Below are 12,972 nucleotides of genomic sequence, written 5' to 3' on the forward strand. Positions count from 1 at the left end.
GCGGGCACGCGGTCGCCCCGACGGCTCCGTCGTCAGGATCCGAGGTGTGTCCCCGGCGGGCCGGGGCAGCCGGAGCCGGGGAGGTCTGGATGGATACGAGTGCTGTGATGCGGGGTGCCGGGATGCGGGCCCGGTCGGGGCCGACGGGCGCGGTGACCGAGTGGGCCGCGCGGGCGGGTCTCGCCGCGCGTGGGGTGATCTATCTGCTGGTGGGGCTGCTTGCGTTGCAGATCGCCTTCGGCGGCAGCAGGAAGCAGGCCGACCGCAACGGCGCCCTCGCCGAGATCGCCCGCCACCCGTTCGGCGCAGTGGTGCTGTGGGCGGTGGGCATCGGGCTCGCGGGCATGGCCCTGTGGCAGCTTTCGGAGGCGGTCTTCGGCTCCGTGGGCCAGGACGGCCGCTCGGTGCGGAAACGGCTGCTGGCCCTCGTGCGGTGCGTGTTCTACGCGTTCGCCGCCTCCTCCGTACTGTCCTTCGCGGCCGGCGCGGGCGGCGGGCAGTCCAGCGACACGCAGTCGCGCGACCTCACCGCCCGGGCCCTGTCCGCGCCGGCCGGGCAGTGGCTCGTCGGCGCGATCGGCGCCGGCATCGTCGTCACCGGCGTCTGGATCGCCGCGCAGGCCGTACGGCGCGCATACCGCGACCGGCTCAGGACCGGCGAGATGTCACCGAGGACGCGCCGCCTGGTGGACGTGACGGGCGTGTCCGGCGGCGTCGCGCGCGGCATGGTGTTCACGGCGGCGGGCGTCTTCGCGGTGCGTGCCGCGGTCGACTCGCGGCCCGACAAGGCCAAGGGCCTCGACGACACGCTCCGCACCTTCGCCGACACCCCGGTCGGCCCCTGGCTGCTGGCGCTCGTCGCGGCAGGGCTGGCGCTGTTCGGCCTGTTCTCCTTCGCCGAGGCCCGCTGGATCCGCACCTGAGACCGCCGGCCGGAGCCGCACCGCCCGTGGCCCGGCCACGGGCGGTTTTCAACGGCGGCGGGTGTCTTCGCGGTGCGGGCCGCGGCCGACTCGGTCAGTTCTTCGGCTGTCGTACCGGTACGCCGAGGGGGCGGGCCAGGCCCGCCACCGCTTCGTCCAGGCGCTGGAGGTGCCGCAGCACCCGGTCGGTGACCCTGCCGTAGCGCGGGGTGTGGTAGGAGCCGGGCTCCAGCAGGGAGGCGATGCTGGGGCCGGTCTCGAGCTCGGTGGTGGGCCGCCCGTCCGTGACGCGGGCGGCGATCGCCTCGATGTTGTGCACGATGCGCCGCCCCACCACGCGCAGCCGGGGATCCGCCGCGATCGAGGGATGGCTGGGCAGCAGTTCCGCCGTGGCCGCCAGGGAACGGGCGTGGTACGCGCAGGTCTCCAGCAGTGCCACGACGTAGCGGGCGGTGTCCCGCCTCGACCGCAGTGGCGTGATCGGGTGGGTCAGCGGCTGGGCGGACGCCCGCAGGTCGGCCAGCGCCTGGTCCAGGTCCCGCGCCATGTCCAGCAGGTCGGCCGGCGCACCGCCGCTGAGCTGGTCGACCGCGGCGCGGGTCACGTCCGCGAGCCGGTCCAGCGCGGTGCCGAGGAGCTCGTCGGTCCGGCGGTCGGTGTGCACCGGCAGCACCACCGCCGCCGCGAGGATCCCGCAGGCCGCGCCCAGCGCCGTCTCCTCCACACGCAGTACCAGCACGGCGGTGCTGTAGGTGTTGAGCAGCGTGTACAGCAGGCCCAGCATCGCCGTCACGAAGAAGGACATCAGGGTGTAGGACAGCGGCGCGGTGTAGAACATCGCGAAGATGAACAGCAGCACCAGCCCGAACGCCGTCCAGGTGTCGTGCCCGACCAGCCCCGCCAGCCCGATGCCGGCCACCACGCCGAGGACCGTGCCCAGCACCCGGCGGTAGCCCTTGACCAGGATCTCCCCGGTGGAGGCGGTGTTGATGAACACGATCCAGCAGGCCAGCACCGCCCAGTACCAGCGGTGGGGGGAGAGCAGTTCGCCGCCCAGGATGGCGAGCGCGGAGCCGACGGACACCTGTACGGCCGCCCGCGTGGTGGGCCGCCGCAGCCCGGTCGGCTGCTCCTCGTCCCCCTGCTGCTCGTCCTCGCCCGCGGCGATGGCGGCGTCCTCCGCGTCCAGCTCCTCGCGGGACCGGGCGGTCGCCGGGCTGTCGTCGGAATCGTCCTGCGGCCCGTCCAGGGCGATCCGCAGCCCCAGGACCGCCCGCGCGGCCTCGCCGAGGCCCCGGAAGACATCCTGGACGGCAGGCGACGCGGGCGGCAGGTTCTCGCCCTCGCGGTAGCCGAGCAGCCGGTTGCGCACCTGGGACAGCCCGGTCCCGGAGTCCGCGCCGGCCGGCCGCAGCACCTGGAGCCGCAGCGCCCGCAGGTCCCGGCGCAGCGCGTCGATCGCCTCCTCCCGCACCGGCTGCCGTACCTCCGAGGGCACCGGCGCGCCCGGCAGGTGCAGCGTGAGCGTGTCCGCCCGCCGCTCGGCGCGCGCGGTGAGCAGCAGCAACCCCAGCCGCTCGGCGGCGATCTCGGCCTCGGCGATCCGGCGCTGCACCATGCGGGCCGCGGCCTCGTCGGAGGTTCCGTCCTCCAGACGGCTCTGGATCATCAGGGCCGCCTCGTGCAGCCGCGCGGTCCTGGTGCGGACGTTCTCGAGGGCCTTCTCCACCTCCTCGGGACCGGCGTCCAGCAACTCGGCCTGTGCGTCCACCAGTTGCGCGAGCCGGGCCCGGAAGGCGCGGCGCAGCCGGTCCAGGGTGCCCGCCGGTGTCTGCCGTACGAGGACGAAGCGGGCGGCCGCGCTGCACACGAAGCCCACGGCGATCGCACCGTACAGCGCGGGCAGGGCACCGGCACTCGCCCGTACGAACAGGGAGATGACGTACGTCTGGAAGGCGATCAGCCCCAGCGCCGTACCGCGGTCGCCGAACCGGCGGCCGTACACGGCGCAGAAGATGAGCGCCACGATGAACAGGTCGCCCGCCACGACCCGCGTGTTCAGCAACGCGCCCAGCGTCACGGAGACCAGCGCCACCGGCAGGCCGAGCGCGAGGGTGACGGCCTGTCGGCCCGGCTGCTTCTCCCGGATGGCGAAGGTGGCGGCCATCGCGGCCAGCGCCCCGGCCACCAGGTGGGTCACGCCGACCCGCTGCGGGCCCAGCAGCAGGAGCGTGAGCCCGATGGCGGACACCGTCCGCAGCCCCGCGCTCAGCCGCAGCAGCCCCGGATCGGAGGCGGCGAGCCGGTCCCACACCTCCGCCCGCACCGACCGTCCCGCTGTGCTCACGCCGCCGTGCTCTCTCTCCCGTGTCGCGTAGGGCGGAGCCGCCGGCCGGACGCGCACCGGCCGACGGTCCGTGGTGTTCCCGGATCAGGTCAGGGAGGGGGCGCCCCCACCGCCCGCACCGCCTGCACCGCCTTCTACATACGCCCGCACCTGCTCCGGCGTCAGGTAGGAGTCCGTGTACTCGAAGTCCTTGAGCCTCGCGGCCTTGCGGGCCTGGAAGCCAGTGCGCACGAAATCGTCGCCCGCGACCGCGTTGAGCAGCCAGTTCGTCATGACACGCGTCTTGGCGACGTTGGTGCGCAGCGCCGACCAGTGGTAACCGCGGGCCACCGCCTGGGCGGGCACGCCGCGCAGTTCGATGCCGAGCGGCTTGGAGACCGCGTCCTTGCCGCCGAGGTCGACGACCAGTCCCAGGTCCTTGTGCACGTAGGGCCGCATCGGCTGGTTGCGCAGGGTCGCGATGACGTTGTCGGCGACCACCTTGCCCTGCCGCATGGCGTGCTGCGCGGTGGGCGGGCAGACCGCGCCCTCCTGGTCCTTGGCCTTGTCCGGGACGGCGGCGGCGTCGCCGAGCGCGAAGACGCCGTCCTGGCCCGGCAGGCACATCTCGGCGGTGACGGCGAGCCGGCCCCGGACCGTCTCGGCGCCCAGCGTGGCGATCAGCGGACTGGCGACCACGCCCGCCGTCCAGATCAGGGTGCGGGTGGGCACCACCCGCCCGTCGGTGAAGGTGACCTCCTCGGGGCCCGCCTTGTCGATCGACACGCCCAGGGAGATGTCGATCCCGCGCCGGCCCAGGATCTCCTGCGCACTGCGGCCGAGCTTGTCGCCCAGCTCCGGCATCAGCTTCGGCGCGATGTCGATCAGATGCCACTTGATCAGCTTCGGGTCTATGCGCGGATAGCGCTTGACGGCGGCATGCGTCAGCCGTTGCAGACAGGCCGCGGTCTCGGTGCCCGCGTAACCGCCGCCGACCACCACGAACTGGAGCCGCGCGGCGCGCTCCGCCGGGTCGTGGCTGGCGTCGGCGAGGTCCAGCTGGGCGATGACGTGGTCGCGTATGTAGGCGGCCTCGGCGAGGGTCTTCATACCGAAGGCGTGCTCGGTCAGCCCGGGGATGTCGAAGGTGCGGGTGATGCTGCCCGGGGCCAGCACGATGTAGTCGTAGCGTTCGTTGACGATCTCGTCGGTGATGGTGCGGATGACGCAGACCTTGGCCTTCAGATCCACGCCTATAGCGCCGCCGGGGATGATCCGGGTGCGGTACTTCTTGCTGCGGCGCAGGGAGACGGCGATCGACTGGGGCGTCAGCACACCCGAGGCGACCTGGGGCAGCAGGGGCAGGTAGAGCTGATAGGCGAACGGCGTCACCAGGGTGACGTCGGCCTCGTCAGGGGCGAGCTTGCGCTCCAGGCGGCGAACGCACTCCACTCCGGCGAAGCCTGCGCCAACCACCAGGATCCTGGGTCGTGTCACGGTGTCCATCCCTTTCTGCGGCTCCAGGCGGTACGACTGGACGCCGTTCGCATGCCCCCGGATCGCTGCTTCGCACCACATCGATCCCACCGTGCGCCGAGCCGCCACGCCAGCCAGGTGCGGCAGGCAGACGAACGCGTGGGCACCAGCATGCCCCGGCACGGTGCCTGAGTAACCCGTGTGTCGCACGAATATGCGGTGTACTCCTGTACCGAGGGCAGTTCGAGGGTTGACCCGGCCGGTCGCGGCGGGCTCGAGGACCCCCTCACCAGGGCAGGAACGCGTGGATGTCCTTGCCGGTGTCCGTCACCACCACGCTCACCTGGTCACACAGCGTGTGCACGAGGTGCCAGCCGATGCCGCCGCCGCCCGCGTCCGGGTGGAACGGGCGCGGCTCCGGCCGGGTGGTGCTGGTGTCGTGCATCGTGAGGTGCACGCCGTCGAACGTGCGCCGCATCCGCAGTTCGAAGGGACCGGGCGCGTACTGGACGACGTTCGCGGCCAGCTCCGTGACGACCAGCAGGATGTCGTCCCAGGACTCGGGGGCCGCCGGCGGCGACGCCCGCGCCAGGGCATCCAGGAACTGCTCCGCGGCGAGCCGCGCTCCTGTCACATTGCACAGCTCTCCCGCGAAGGAGACCGTACGCTCGCGCGTCTCCTCCGAGTGGGGTGTGTCGTCCCAACGCGGCTCCGTAGCCATCACATCTTCCTCAGCCCCGATGAACGCGGCTGTAGTCGCTGCTCAGCTTTCCCACGTCTTGGGTTCCCGCAGGCGAGCCGGGTACGCGTGTCTCCCTGGTCGCGGACGCCACACAGGGTGGGTGCCCTCAGCGGAACACGTCGTCCGAGTCCTCCCAGTCGGCCGGTTCGGAAGGTCCGAGCCGCGCCGTGGCCCGGCTGCGCGCCTGGTACATCGCCTCGATCTCCGCCGCGTAATGCCGGACGATCAGGTCCCGGCGCAGCTTCATCGACGGCGTCAGCAGCCCGTTGGCCGGTGCGAACGGCTCGGAGACCACCCGGTAGACCCGGATGGACTCGGCTCGCGAGACCGTGCTGTTGGCGGCGGCGACGGCCCGGTTCAGCTCCTCGCGCAGCGCGTTGTCCTCGCGGACCTCCCGTCCCGGCGTGTCGCCCTGCGGTGCCAGGGCCGCCCGCCAGTGCGCGAGGAACTCCGGGTCCAGGGTGAGCAGCGCGCCCACGCAGGGCCGGTCGTCGCCCACCACCACCGCCTGGTGGACGAGCGGATGCATCCGCAGGCGCTGCTCCAGCGGGGCCGGAGCCACGGTCTTGCCGCCGCTGGTGACGATGACGTCCTTCTTACGGCCCGTGAGGGTCAGATACCCCTCGGAGTCCAGGCGGCCGATGTCGCCGGTGGCCAGCCAGCCGCCGCGCAGCGCGGCCCGGGTCGCGGCCTCGTCGCCCACGTAGCCCTGGAACACCGACGGGCCGCGCACCAGGATCTCCCCGTCGTCGGCCACCTGGATCTCGGTGCCCGGCAGGGGCCGCCCGACGGTCCCGGACTTCTCCCGGCCCAGCGGCTGCATGGTGATCCCGCCGCTGCTCTCCGTCAGCCCGTAGCCGTCGTGCACATAGATGCCGATGCCCTCGTAGAACAGGGAGAGCTCGCGGTCGAGCGACGAGCCGCCGGACGTGGCCCGCACCGCCCGGCCGCCCAGCGCCGCCCGCAGCCGGCGGTACACCGTCCGCTCGTACAGGGCGTGCTGGAGCCGCAGGTCGAAGCCGGGCCCCGGCCCCGTGCCCAGCCGCTGCCGTTCCTCGGCCGTGGCGAAGTCCCGCGCCGTCTGCGCGGCCCGCTCGAACAGGGCCCCGCGACCCGTCTGCTGGGCCGTGCGCAGAAAATTCTTGTAGAGCTTCTCGAAGACGGAGGGCACGCCGTAGAGGTACGTCGGCCGGAACGTGCGCAGCGCCGACGAGATCGCCGCCTCGGTCATCTCCGGCTCATGGGCCATGAGGATCCCGCCGCGCACGCACATCACCTGGATCATGAGCCCGTACACATGGGAGAACGGCAGGAAGGCCAGGACCGACGCCTGCTCGCCCGGCGGCGCCGCCGTGTGCCCCCAGCCCTCGAGCAGCGTGTCGGACGGGTACGCGAGGCCCCGGTGGCTCAGCGCGCAGCCCTGCGGGCGGCCCGTGGTGCCGGAGGTGTAGACGACGGCCGCGGTCGAGTCCGGCAGCACGATCCGGCGCAGCGACTCCACCGTGGTCAGCGACACGAACTCGCCCCGCTGGGCCAGCTGCGCCAGCGCACCGGTGTCCAGCTGCCACACGTGCCCCAGCCGGGGCAGGGCAGCGCACACCGTGCCGACCGTCATGATGCCCTGTACGTCCTCCACCACCACGGCCACACAGCCGGCGTCCCGCAGGATGAACTCGACCTGGTCGCGTGAGGACGACGGATGGATCGGCACCACCTCCGCGCCCACCGTCCACAGCGCGTGCGCCAGCACCGTCCACTCGTACCGGGTGCGCGCCATGACGGCCACCCGGTGGCCGGGCGAGATCCCGGATGCCACCAGACCCTTGGCCACGTCGACCACTTCGTCCCGCAGCTCGACGGCCGTCAGCTCCTCCCAGGCGGTCGACGCGCCGTCCGGGCGGCGGGCGACCACCGCCAGGGTCGGGGTCCGGGCCGCCGTCTCGAAGACGCCGTCGGCCAGCCCGCCGACCAGGGGCGGGAGGGCCGCTGGAGCGAGAGCGAGGTCGCGCATGCGCTGCTCCTGGGGTGTACGGAGAGTGACTCCGCCGACGAGTCCTGTTGTCGGCGGTGCTCGAATGTAGCCCAGGTGCGAGCAGTTGGTGCCGGGAACGGAGAAGTCGTGGCCGATTGATGATCTAGGTGTGTTCGGGGGACTCGGGATACATGACTCATGTGAACCCCGATCCGGAGCCCGAGCGCACCACCGGCCTGGAGCCCGGGGGTGGCGTGCCACCCGGCGAGACGCCGCCCGCGGAGAGCAGCATGCCCGAGGCCGGGCCCCAGGAGACGCACAACCCGACCAAGGGCTGGGCCAAGGCCCCGCTCACCCTGATCATGGTCCTCGTCGTGCTGGTCGCGGCCTTCTTCCTGGTGTACGCCCTGGTGCTGATCCTGTGAGACCCGCTTCCGTGGAACCCGCGGCGCGTCAGGACTGGGTACGGCGCACGCACTCGGTGACGACGTCCCGCAGACTGCCCGTGCGCTCCATGAGCTCACGCTGCACGCGGGCGCCGTTGCCGCGCTCCAGCACGCCGGAGACGGCCTGCTCGGCCCGGGCCAGGTCACCGGTGCCGGCGAGGGCGTCGCCGACGTGTTCGAGGAGCGACCGCAGGACCGTCTCGGCCGGCTCCGGCCGCATCGTGGCGGGATGGAGCAGCTCGCCGTCCAGACCCGAACGGGCGGCCCGCCAGGCGGCCAGCCGCAGCACGCTCACGCTGTGTTCGGCCGGTTCCTCGCCGCGTCGCCACTCGCGCGCGGCGGTCTCCACCAGGCCGCGGACGAGCGTGGCGATGAGCACGGCCGTGTCCGCCTGAAGGCACACGTCGGCGACGCGGATCTCCACGGTCGGGTAGCGCTCGGACAGCCGGGCGTCGAAGTAGACCATCGCCGCGTCCAGGATCACGCCGGTGTCCACCATGTCCGCCACCCGGCGGTGGTAGCGCTCCACCGTCCGGAACAACTCCGTCGGACCGGCCGACGGCCAGCGTCCCCAGACCCGGCTGCGGTAGCTGTGGTAGCCGGTGTCGCGTCCCTGCCAGAACGGGGAGTTGGCGCTGATCGCCGACAGCACGGGCAGCCACGGCCGGATGCGGTCGAGGACCGCGACGCCCTCCTCGTCGGACTCCACCGCCACGTGCACATGGCAGCCGCAGACGAGTTGGTCCCGGGTGCCGACGCCGTACTGCTCCGCCAGCCACTGGTAGCGGTCGTTCACGCTGATCGAGGGGCTCACCGGCAGCGGGGAGGTGGCCAGCGCGGCAACCGTGCAGCCGATCTCACCGGCGTGCCGGGCCGCCTCCTTGCGGCAGCGGACGATCTCCGCGCCGAGGTCCGCCATGTCCGTCTGCGGATGCGTGGCGAACTCCAGCATCTGCCCGTACAGCTCCTTCTCGAACACGTCCTGCGCGGGATCGAGCAGGGAGGCGCGGGCGAGCACGGCCGCCGACAGCGCCTTCGGGTCGCCGCTTTCCGGGTCGACCAGAAGGAGTTCCTCCTCCACACCGACGGTGCGCACGTGGGGCCGCCTTTCGATACGTACCGCGACTGGGCGTCGCAGGTGGTACGACCCCGACTGCCCCTCCGGCGGCCGTCGACACCTGACGGGGCGCGGCGGAGCCGGTCACGTCCCCGTGCGCGCTCTCACCGCGCGGGCGTCAGCCAGACGGTGGCGAGCGGCGGGAGCGTGAGCCGGACGGCCCCGCCCTCCGTCCTGACCGGGCCCGGGCAGATGACGTCGCTGCCGCCGTACCGCAGGGCGTCCGTGTTGAGGATCTCCCGCCAGGCCGGAACCTCTTCGGGGACGGCCAGGTGGTAGTCGTGGCGGACGACGGGGGAGAAGTTCGACACCGCGAGCAGCGGGGCGCCCGCAGCGTCGAAGCGCAGGAACGCGAAGACGTTGTCGTCGGCCGAGTCCACGGCGATCCAGCGGAAGCCGCCCGGATCGGTGTCGCGCTGCCACAGGGCGGGGGTGGCGCGGTAGACGTCGTTGAGGTCCCGTACCAGGTCCTGCACGCCCCGGTGGTCGGCCGCGGCGCAGTGGCCCGGGTCCAGCAGCCACCACTCCGGTCCGTGCTCCACGGACCACTCGGCGCCCTGCGCGAACTCCTGCCCCATGAACAGCAGTTGCTTGCCCGGGTGTGCCCACATGAAGCCAAGATAGGCGCGGACGTTCGCACGCCGCTGCCACCAGTCGCCCGGCATCTTCGACACCAGGGCCTGCTTGCCGTGCACCACCTCGTCGTGGGAGATGGGCAGGAGGTAGTTCTCGCTGTAGGCGTACACCATCGAGAAGGTCATCTCGTGGTGGTGGTACTTGCGGTGCACCGGCTCGTGGCTCATGTACTCCAGCGAGTCGTGCATCCAGCCCATGTTCCACTTCAGCCCGAAGCCGAGCCCGCCGGTGTCGGTGGGCCGTGTCACGCCGCCCCACGCCGTGGACTCCTCCGCGATCGTCACCACTCCGGGCACCCGGCGGTAGACGGTCGCGTTCATCTCCTGGAGGAACACCATCGCGGCCAGATCCTCCCGGCCGCCGTACGCATTGGGCTCCCACTGACCGGGCTCGCGCGAGTAGTCGAGGTAGAGCATGGAGGCGACGGCGTCCACGCGCAGGCCGTCGATGTGGAACTCCTCGCACCAGTACACGGCGTTGGCGACAAGGAAGTTGCGCACCTCGGTGCGGGCGTAGTCGAACTCGTACGTCCCCCAGTCCGGGTGCTCCGCCCGCCGCGCGTCCCCGGGTTCGTACAGGGGGTCCCCGTCGAAGCGGGCCAGCGCCCAGTCGTCCTTGGGGAAGTGGGCGGGTACCCAGTCCATGATCACGCCGATCCCCGCCCGGTGGCAGGCGTCGACGAAGTACCGGAAGTCGTCGGGGGTGCCCAGGCGGGCCGTGGGCGCGTAGAAGCCGGTGACCTGGTAGCCCCAGGAGCCGCCGAAGGGGTGCTCGGCGACCGGCATCAGCTCGACGTGGGTGAAGCCCAGGTCGCCCACGTACGCGGGCAGTTGCTCGGCGAGCTCCCGGTAGGTGAGGCCCGGCCGCCAGGACGGCAGGTGGACCTCGTACACGGAGAACGGCGCCGCGTGCAACGGTGTCCTCGCGCGGCGCGCGAGCCACTCCTCGTCGCCCCACTCGTACTGCGAGGCCGTCACCACGGACGCCGTCGCGGGCGGCACCTCGGTGCGGCGGGCCATCGGGTCGGCCTTCAGGAACCGGTGCCCGTACCGGGAGGTGATCTCGAACTTGTACTTCGCGCCCTCGCCGATGCCGGGCAGGAACAGCTCCCACACCCCGGACGAGCCGAGGGACCGCATCGGGAAGGCCGTCCCGTCCCAGAAGGTGAACTCCCCGGCCACCCGCACCCCGCGTGCGTTCGGCGCCCACACGGTGAACCGGGTGCCGGTGACGCCCTGGTGGGTCATCGGCTCGGCGCCGAGCGCCCGCCACAGCTGCTCGTGCCGTCCCTCGCTGATCAGGTGCAGGTCGAGTTCGCCCAGCGCGGGCAGGAAGCGGTAGGGGTCGTGCACCTCCTGGGTGCCCTCCGCGTACTCCACCAGCAGGGTGTAGGCGGGGATCGCGTCCAGGGGGAGCACGGTGGAGAAGAGGCCGCCCCCCTCGGAGACGAGTCGGTGGCGCTCGCCGTCGAAGAGCACGCTCACGGCACGCGCGAACGGTCTGAGCGCCCGGAAGGCGACCCCGCCCCGCACCGGGTGCGCGCCGAGCAGTGCGTGCGGGTCGTGGTGGGAGCCCGCCAGCAGGCGTTCCAGGTCGGCCGGGTCCAGGGCAGGAGCCGGCAGCGGCCGGCGGCCGGCCGACGTGGGCAGAGAGGTCTCGCGCAGCGCCACGGTTCATCCTCCTCGGACGGCAAGGCGTTCGATCGCCGCCATCGGCACGGGAAGCCAGCCCGGACGGTGCCTGGCCTCGTACAGCACTTCGTAGACCGCCCGGTCCGTCTCATACGCGCGCAGCAGCGCGTGCTTCTTGCGCGGGTCCCATCCGGCCCGGGCCGCGTAGCCCGCGCAGTAGGCCTCCCGGCAGCGCCGGGCCCACTCCGGGCGCCAGGGGCGGCGCTGGCGGGCCGCGTAGTCGAAGGAACGCAGCATGCCCGCGACGTCCCGCACCGGGGACTGGGCGGCGCGCCGTTCGGCGAGCGGACGGGACGGCTCGCCCTCGAAGTCGATGACGAACCACTCGCGGCCCGCCCGCAGCACCTGACCCAGGTGCAGATCGCCGTGGATGCGCTGGGCCGCCGGCCCGGCGTCGCAGTTGGCGAACGCGCGGAAGGCGGTGCGCAGGCCGGGGACGAACGGTCTGAGCGCCGGCACACAGTGCGCGGCGGCCTCCAGCCGGGCCGTCATCGCCGCAGCCGTGCGCTCCATGTCGCCGTGGGTCCCGGCGGGGAAGGCGGACGCCAGGGCGAGATGGATGTCGGCGGTCGCCAGCCCGAGTTCGTACGCCTCCTTGGTGAAGTCCTCACCGGCGGCGAGCGCCCCGAGGGCCAGTGTCCAGCCGTCGGAGGCGTCGCGCAGGTACGGCTGGAGCACGCCGAGGGTCGCCGCCCACGGCTCGGTGGTGCGCAGCCAGGCCACCGGGGCGGGGACGCGGTTGCAGCCCTGTGCGACCAGCGCGTCCGGCACCTCCAGGTCGGGATTGATGCCGGGCTGGATGCGCCGGAAGACCTTCAGGATGAACGCGTCGCCGTAGACCAGCGAGGAGTTGGACTGTTCGGCGTCCAGCAGACGCGGGGCGAGCCCCGCCGGGACGTCCGCGGCGGGGCCGGCCTCGAAGCACAGCGGGCCCGCCGTGCCGGGCCGCCTGAACCGGTCCAGGAGCAGCGCGGCCGAGCGCGGGTCGTGCAGCGCGTCGTAGACCGTGAGCCCGGCCAGCGGACCGTCCTGCACCCGGCCGATGAGGGCCCGGCCCAGCCGCGGCGAGAGCTGCTCGCGCACACCGAGCAGCAGCTGGTAGCAGCCTCCGGGCGGGGAAGTGCCCCCGCCGGGCGCGGGGACGGGCAGGTATCCGGCGTCGACCAGTACGTGCAGACAGCCCGGGAACAGCTCGGTCGCGGACAGCACGGTCAGGTCGGTGACGGGCCGGTCCTTGCCCGCGAACCAGCGCTGCCGGGGCAGCCACTCGCGCAGCAGCCCGCACAGCGAGGACAGGGGCTGATCGGTGCCCGTGCTTCTCGGCTGGAGGATCACCGTCTTCGCCATGGTGACGCGTCCTTTCCTCGGCGGCGCGTTCAGCGTCGTCTGCCGATGCGGGATGCGACTCGGGAGAGCCGGAACCAGTAGAAGCCGTGGCCCGCGAGGGTGAGGAGATAGGGCAGTTCACCGATGGCGGGGAAGCGCACCCCGCCGATGAGCTCCACCGGGTGGCGTCCGTCGTAGGCCCGCAGGTCGAGCTCGGTGGGTTGCGCGAACCGGGAGAAGTTGTGCACGCAGAGGACCAGGTCGTCCTCGTACTCCCTGAGGAAGGCGATCACCGCGGGGTTGGAGGACGGTAGTTC

Annotated in this window: 10 protein-coding genes; 2 read left to right on the forward strand and 8 right to left on the reverse strand. The window is 72.6% G+C overall.

Annotated elements, in window-relative coordinates:
* Positions 1 to 89 precede the first annotated feature (89 nt).
* Positions 90 to 923 (forward strand): DUF1206 domain-containing protein, encoded by an 834-nt coding sequence (locus tag ACWGJM_RS48275; RefSeq protein WP_453418152.1) that lies wholly within the window; start codon positions 90 to 92, stop codon positions 921 to 923.
* Positions 924 to 1,017: 94 nt separating this feature from the next.
* Here ACWGJM_RS48275 and ACWGJM_RS48280 read toward each other — a convergent pair whose 3' ends face one another.
* The 4 genes from ACWGJM_RS48280 to ACWGJM_RS48295 form a co-directional block, all read right to left on the reverse strand.
* Positions 1,018 to 3,270, reverse strand: coding sequence for an FUSC family protein (locus ACWGJM_RS48280; RefSeq protein WP_453418153.1), 2,253 nt, complete (start codon positions 3,268 to 3,270; stop codon positions 1,018 to 1,020).
* Between the two features lie 84 nt (positions 3,271 to 3,354).
* Positions 3,355 to 4,755: an NAD(P)/FAD-dependent oxidoreductase gene (locus ACWGJM_RS48285; RefSeq protein ID WP_453418154.1), complete on the reverse strand. Its 1,401-nt coding sequence runs from the start codon at positions 4,753 to 4,755 to the stop codon at positions 3,355 to 3,357.
* A gap of 256 nt (positions 4,756 to 5,011) precedes the next feature.
* Positions 5,012 to 5,446 (reverse strand): ATP-binding protein, encoded by a 435-nt coding sequence (locus tag ACWGJM_RS48290; RefSeq protein WP_453418155.1) that lies wholly within the window; start codon positions 5,444 to 5,446, stop codon positions 5,012 to 5,014.
* Between the two features lie 127 nt (positions 5,447 to 5,573).
* Positions 5,574 to 7,478 carry an AMP-dependent synthetase/ligase gene (locus ACWGJM_RS48295; RefSeq protein ID WP_453418156.1) on the reverse strand — a complete coding sequence of 635 codons (1,905 nt, stop codon included), beginning with the start codon at positions 7,476 to 7,478 and terminating at the stop codon, positions 5,574 to 5,576.
* 152 nt (positions 7,479 to 7,630) lie between these two features.
* On the opposite strand from ACWGJM_RS48295, the gene ACWGJM_RS48300 reads away from it, so the two are divergent.
* Entirely contained in the window at positions 7,631 to 7,864 is a 234-nt protein-coding gene (locus ACWGJM_RS48300; protein ID WP_390741813.1) for a DUF6480 family protein, read from the forward strand.
* 28 nt (positions 7,865 to 7,892) lie between these two features.
* On the opposite strand, the gene ACWGJM_RS48305 is transcribed toward ACWGJM_RS48300, so the two are convergent.
* The 4 genes from ACWGJM_RS48305 to ACWGJM_RS48320 form a co-directional block, all read right to left on the reverse strand.
* Positions 7,893 to 8,981: a glutamate--cysteine ligase 2 gene (locus tag ACWGJM_RS48305; RefSeq protein WP_453418157.1), complete on the reverse strand. Its 1,089-nt coding sequence runs from the start codon at positions 8,979 to 8,981 to the stop codon at positions 7,893 to 7,895.
* Positions 8,982 to 9,106: 125 nt separating this feature from the next.
* A complete protein-coding gene (gene glgB, locus ACWGJM_RS48310; RefSeq protein WP_453418158.1) occupies positions 9,107 to 11,308 on the reverse strand; it encodes a 1,4-alpha-glucan branching enzyme in 2,202 nt (733 codons plus the stop codon).
* Between the two features lie 3 nt (positions 11,309 to 11,311).
* Positions 11,312 to 12,676, reverse strand: coding sequence for a maltokinase N-terminal cap-like domain-containing protein (locus tag ACWGJM_RS48315; protein ID WP_453418159.1), 1,365 nt, complete (start codon positions 12,674 to 12,676; stop codon positions 11,312 to 11,314).
* A gap of 29 nt (positions 12,677 to 12,705) precedes the next feature.
* Positions 12,706 to 12,972 (reverse strand): alpha-glucosidase C-terminal domain-containing protein (locus ACWGJM_RS48320; RefSeq protein ID WP_453418160.1); only part of this gene is annotated, 267 nt, incomplete at its 5' end.

This window comes from Streptomyces sp. NPDC054834, assembly GCF_053611185.1.

Excerpts from the sequence above, each read along its gene's own strand:
- ACWGJM_RS48275 (WP_453418152.1), top strand. The coding sequence starts at position 90 with ATGGATACGAGTGCTGTGATGCGGGGTGCCGGGATGCGGGCCCGGTCG.
- ACWGJM_RS48285 (WP_453418154.1), bottom strand. The coding sequence starts at position 4,755 with ATGGACACCGTGACACGACCCAGGATCCTGGTGGTTGGCGCAGGCTTC.
- ACWGJM_RS48290 (WP_453418155.1), bottom strand. The coding sequence starts at position 5,446 with ATGGCTACGGAGCCGCGTTGGGACGACACACCCCACTCGGAGGAGACG.
- ACWGJM_RS48295 (WP_453418156.1), bottom strand. The coding sequence starts at position 7,478 with ATGCGCGACCTCGCTCTCGCTCCAGCGGCCCTCCCGCCCCTGGTCGGC.
- ACWGJM_RS48300 (WP_390741813.1), top strand. The coding sequence starts at position 7,631 with ATGACTCATGTGAACCCCGATCCGGAGCCCGAGCGCACCACCGGCCTG.
- ACWGJM_RS48315 (WP_453418159.1), bottom strand. The coding sequence starts at position 12,676 with ATGGCGAAGACGGTGATCCTCCAGCCGAGAAGCACGGGCACCGATCAG.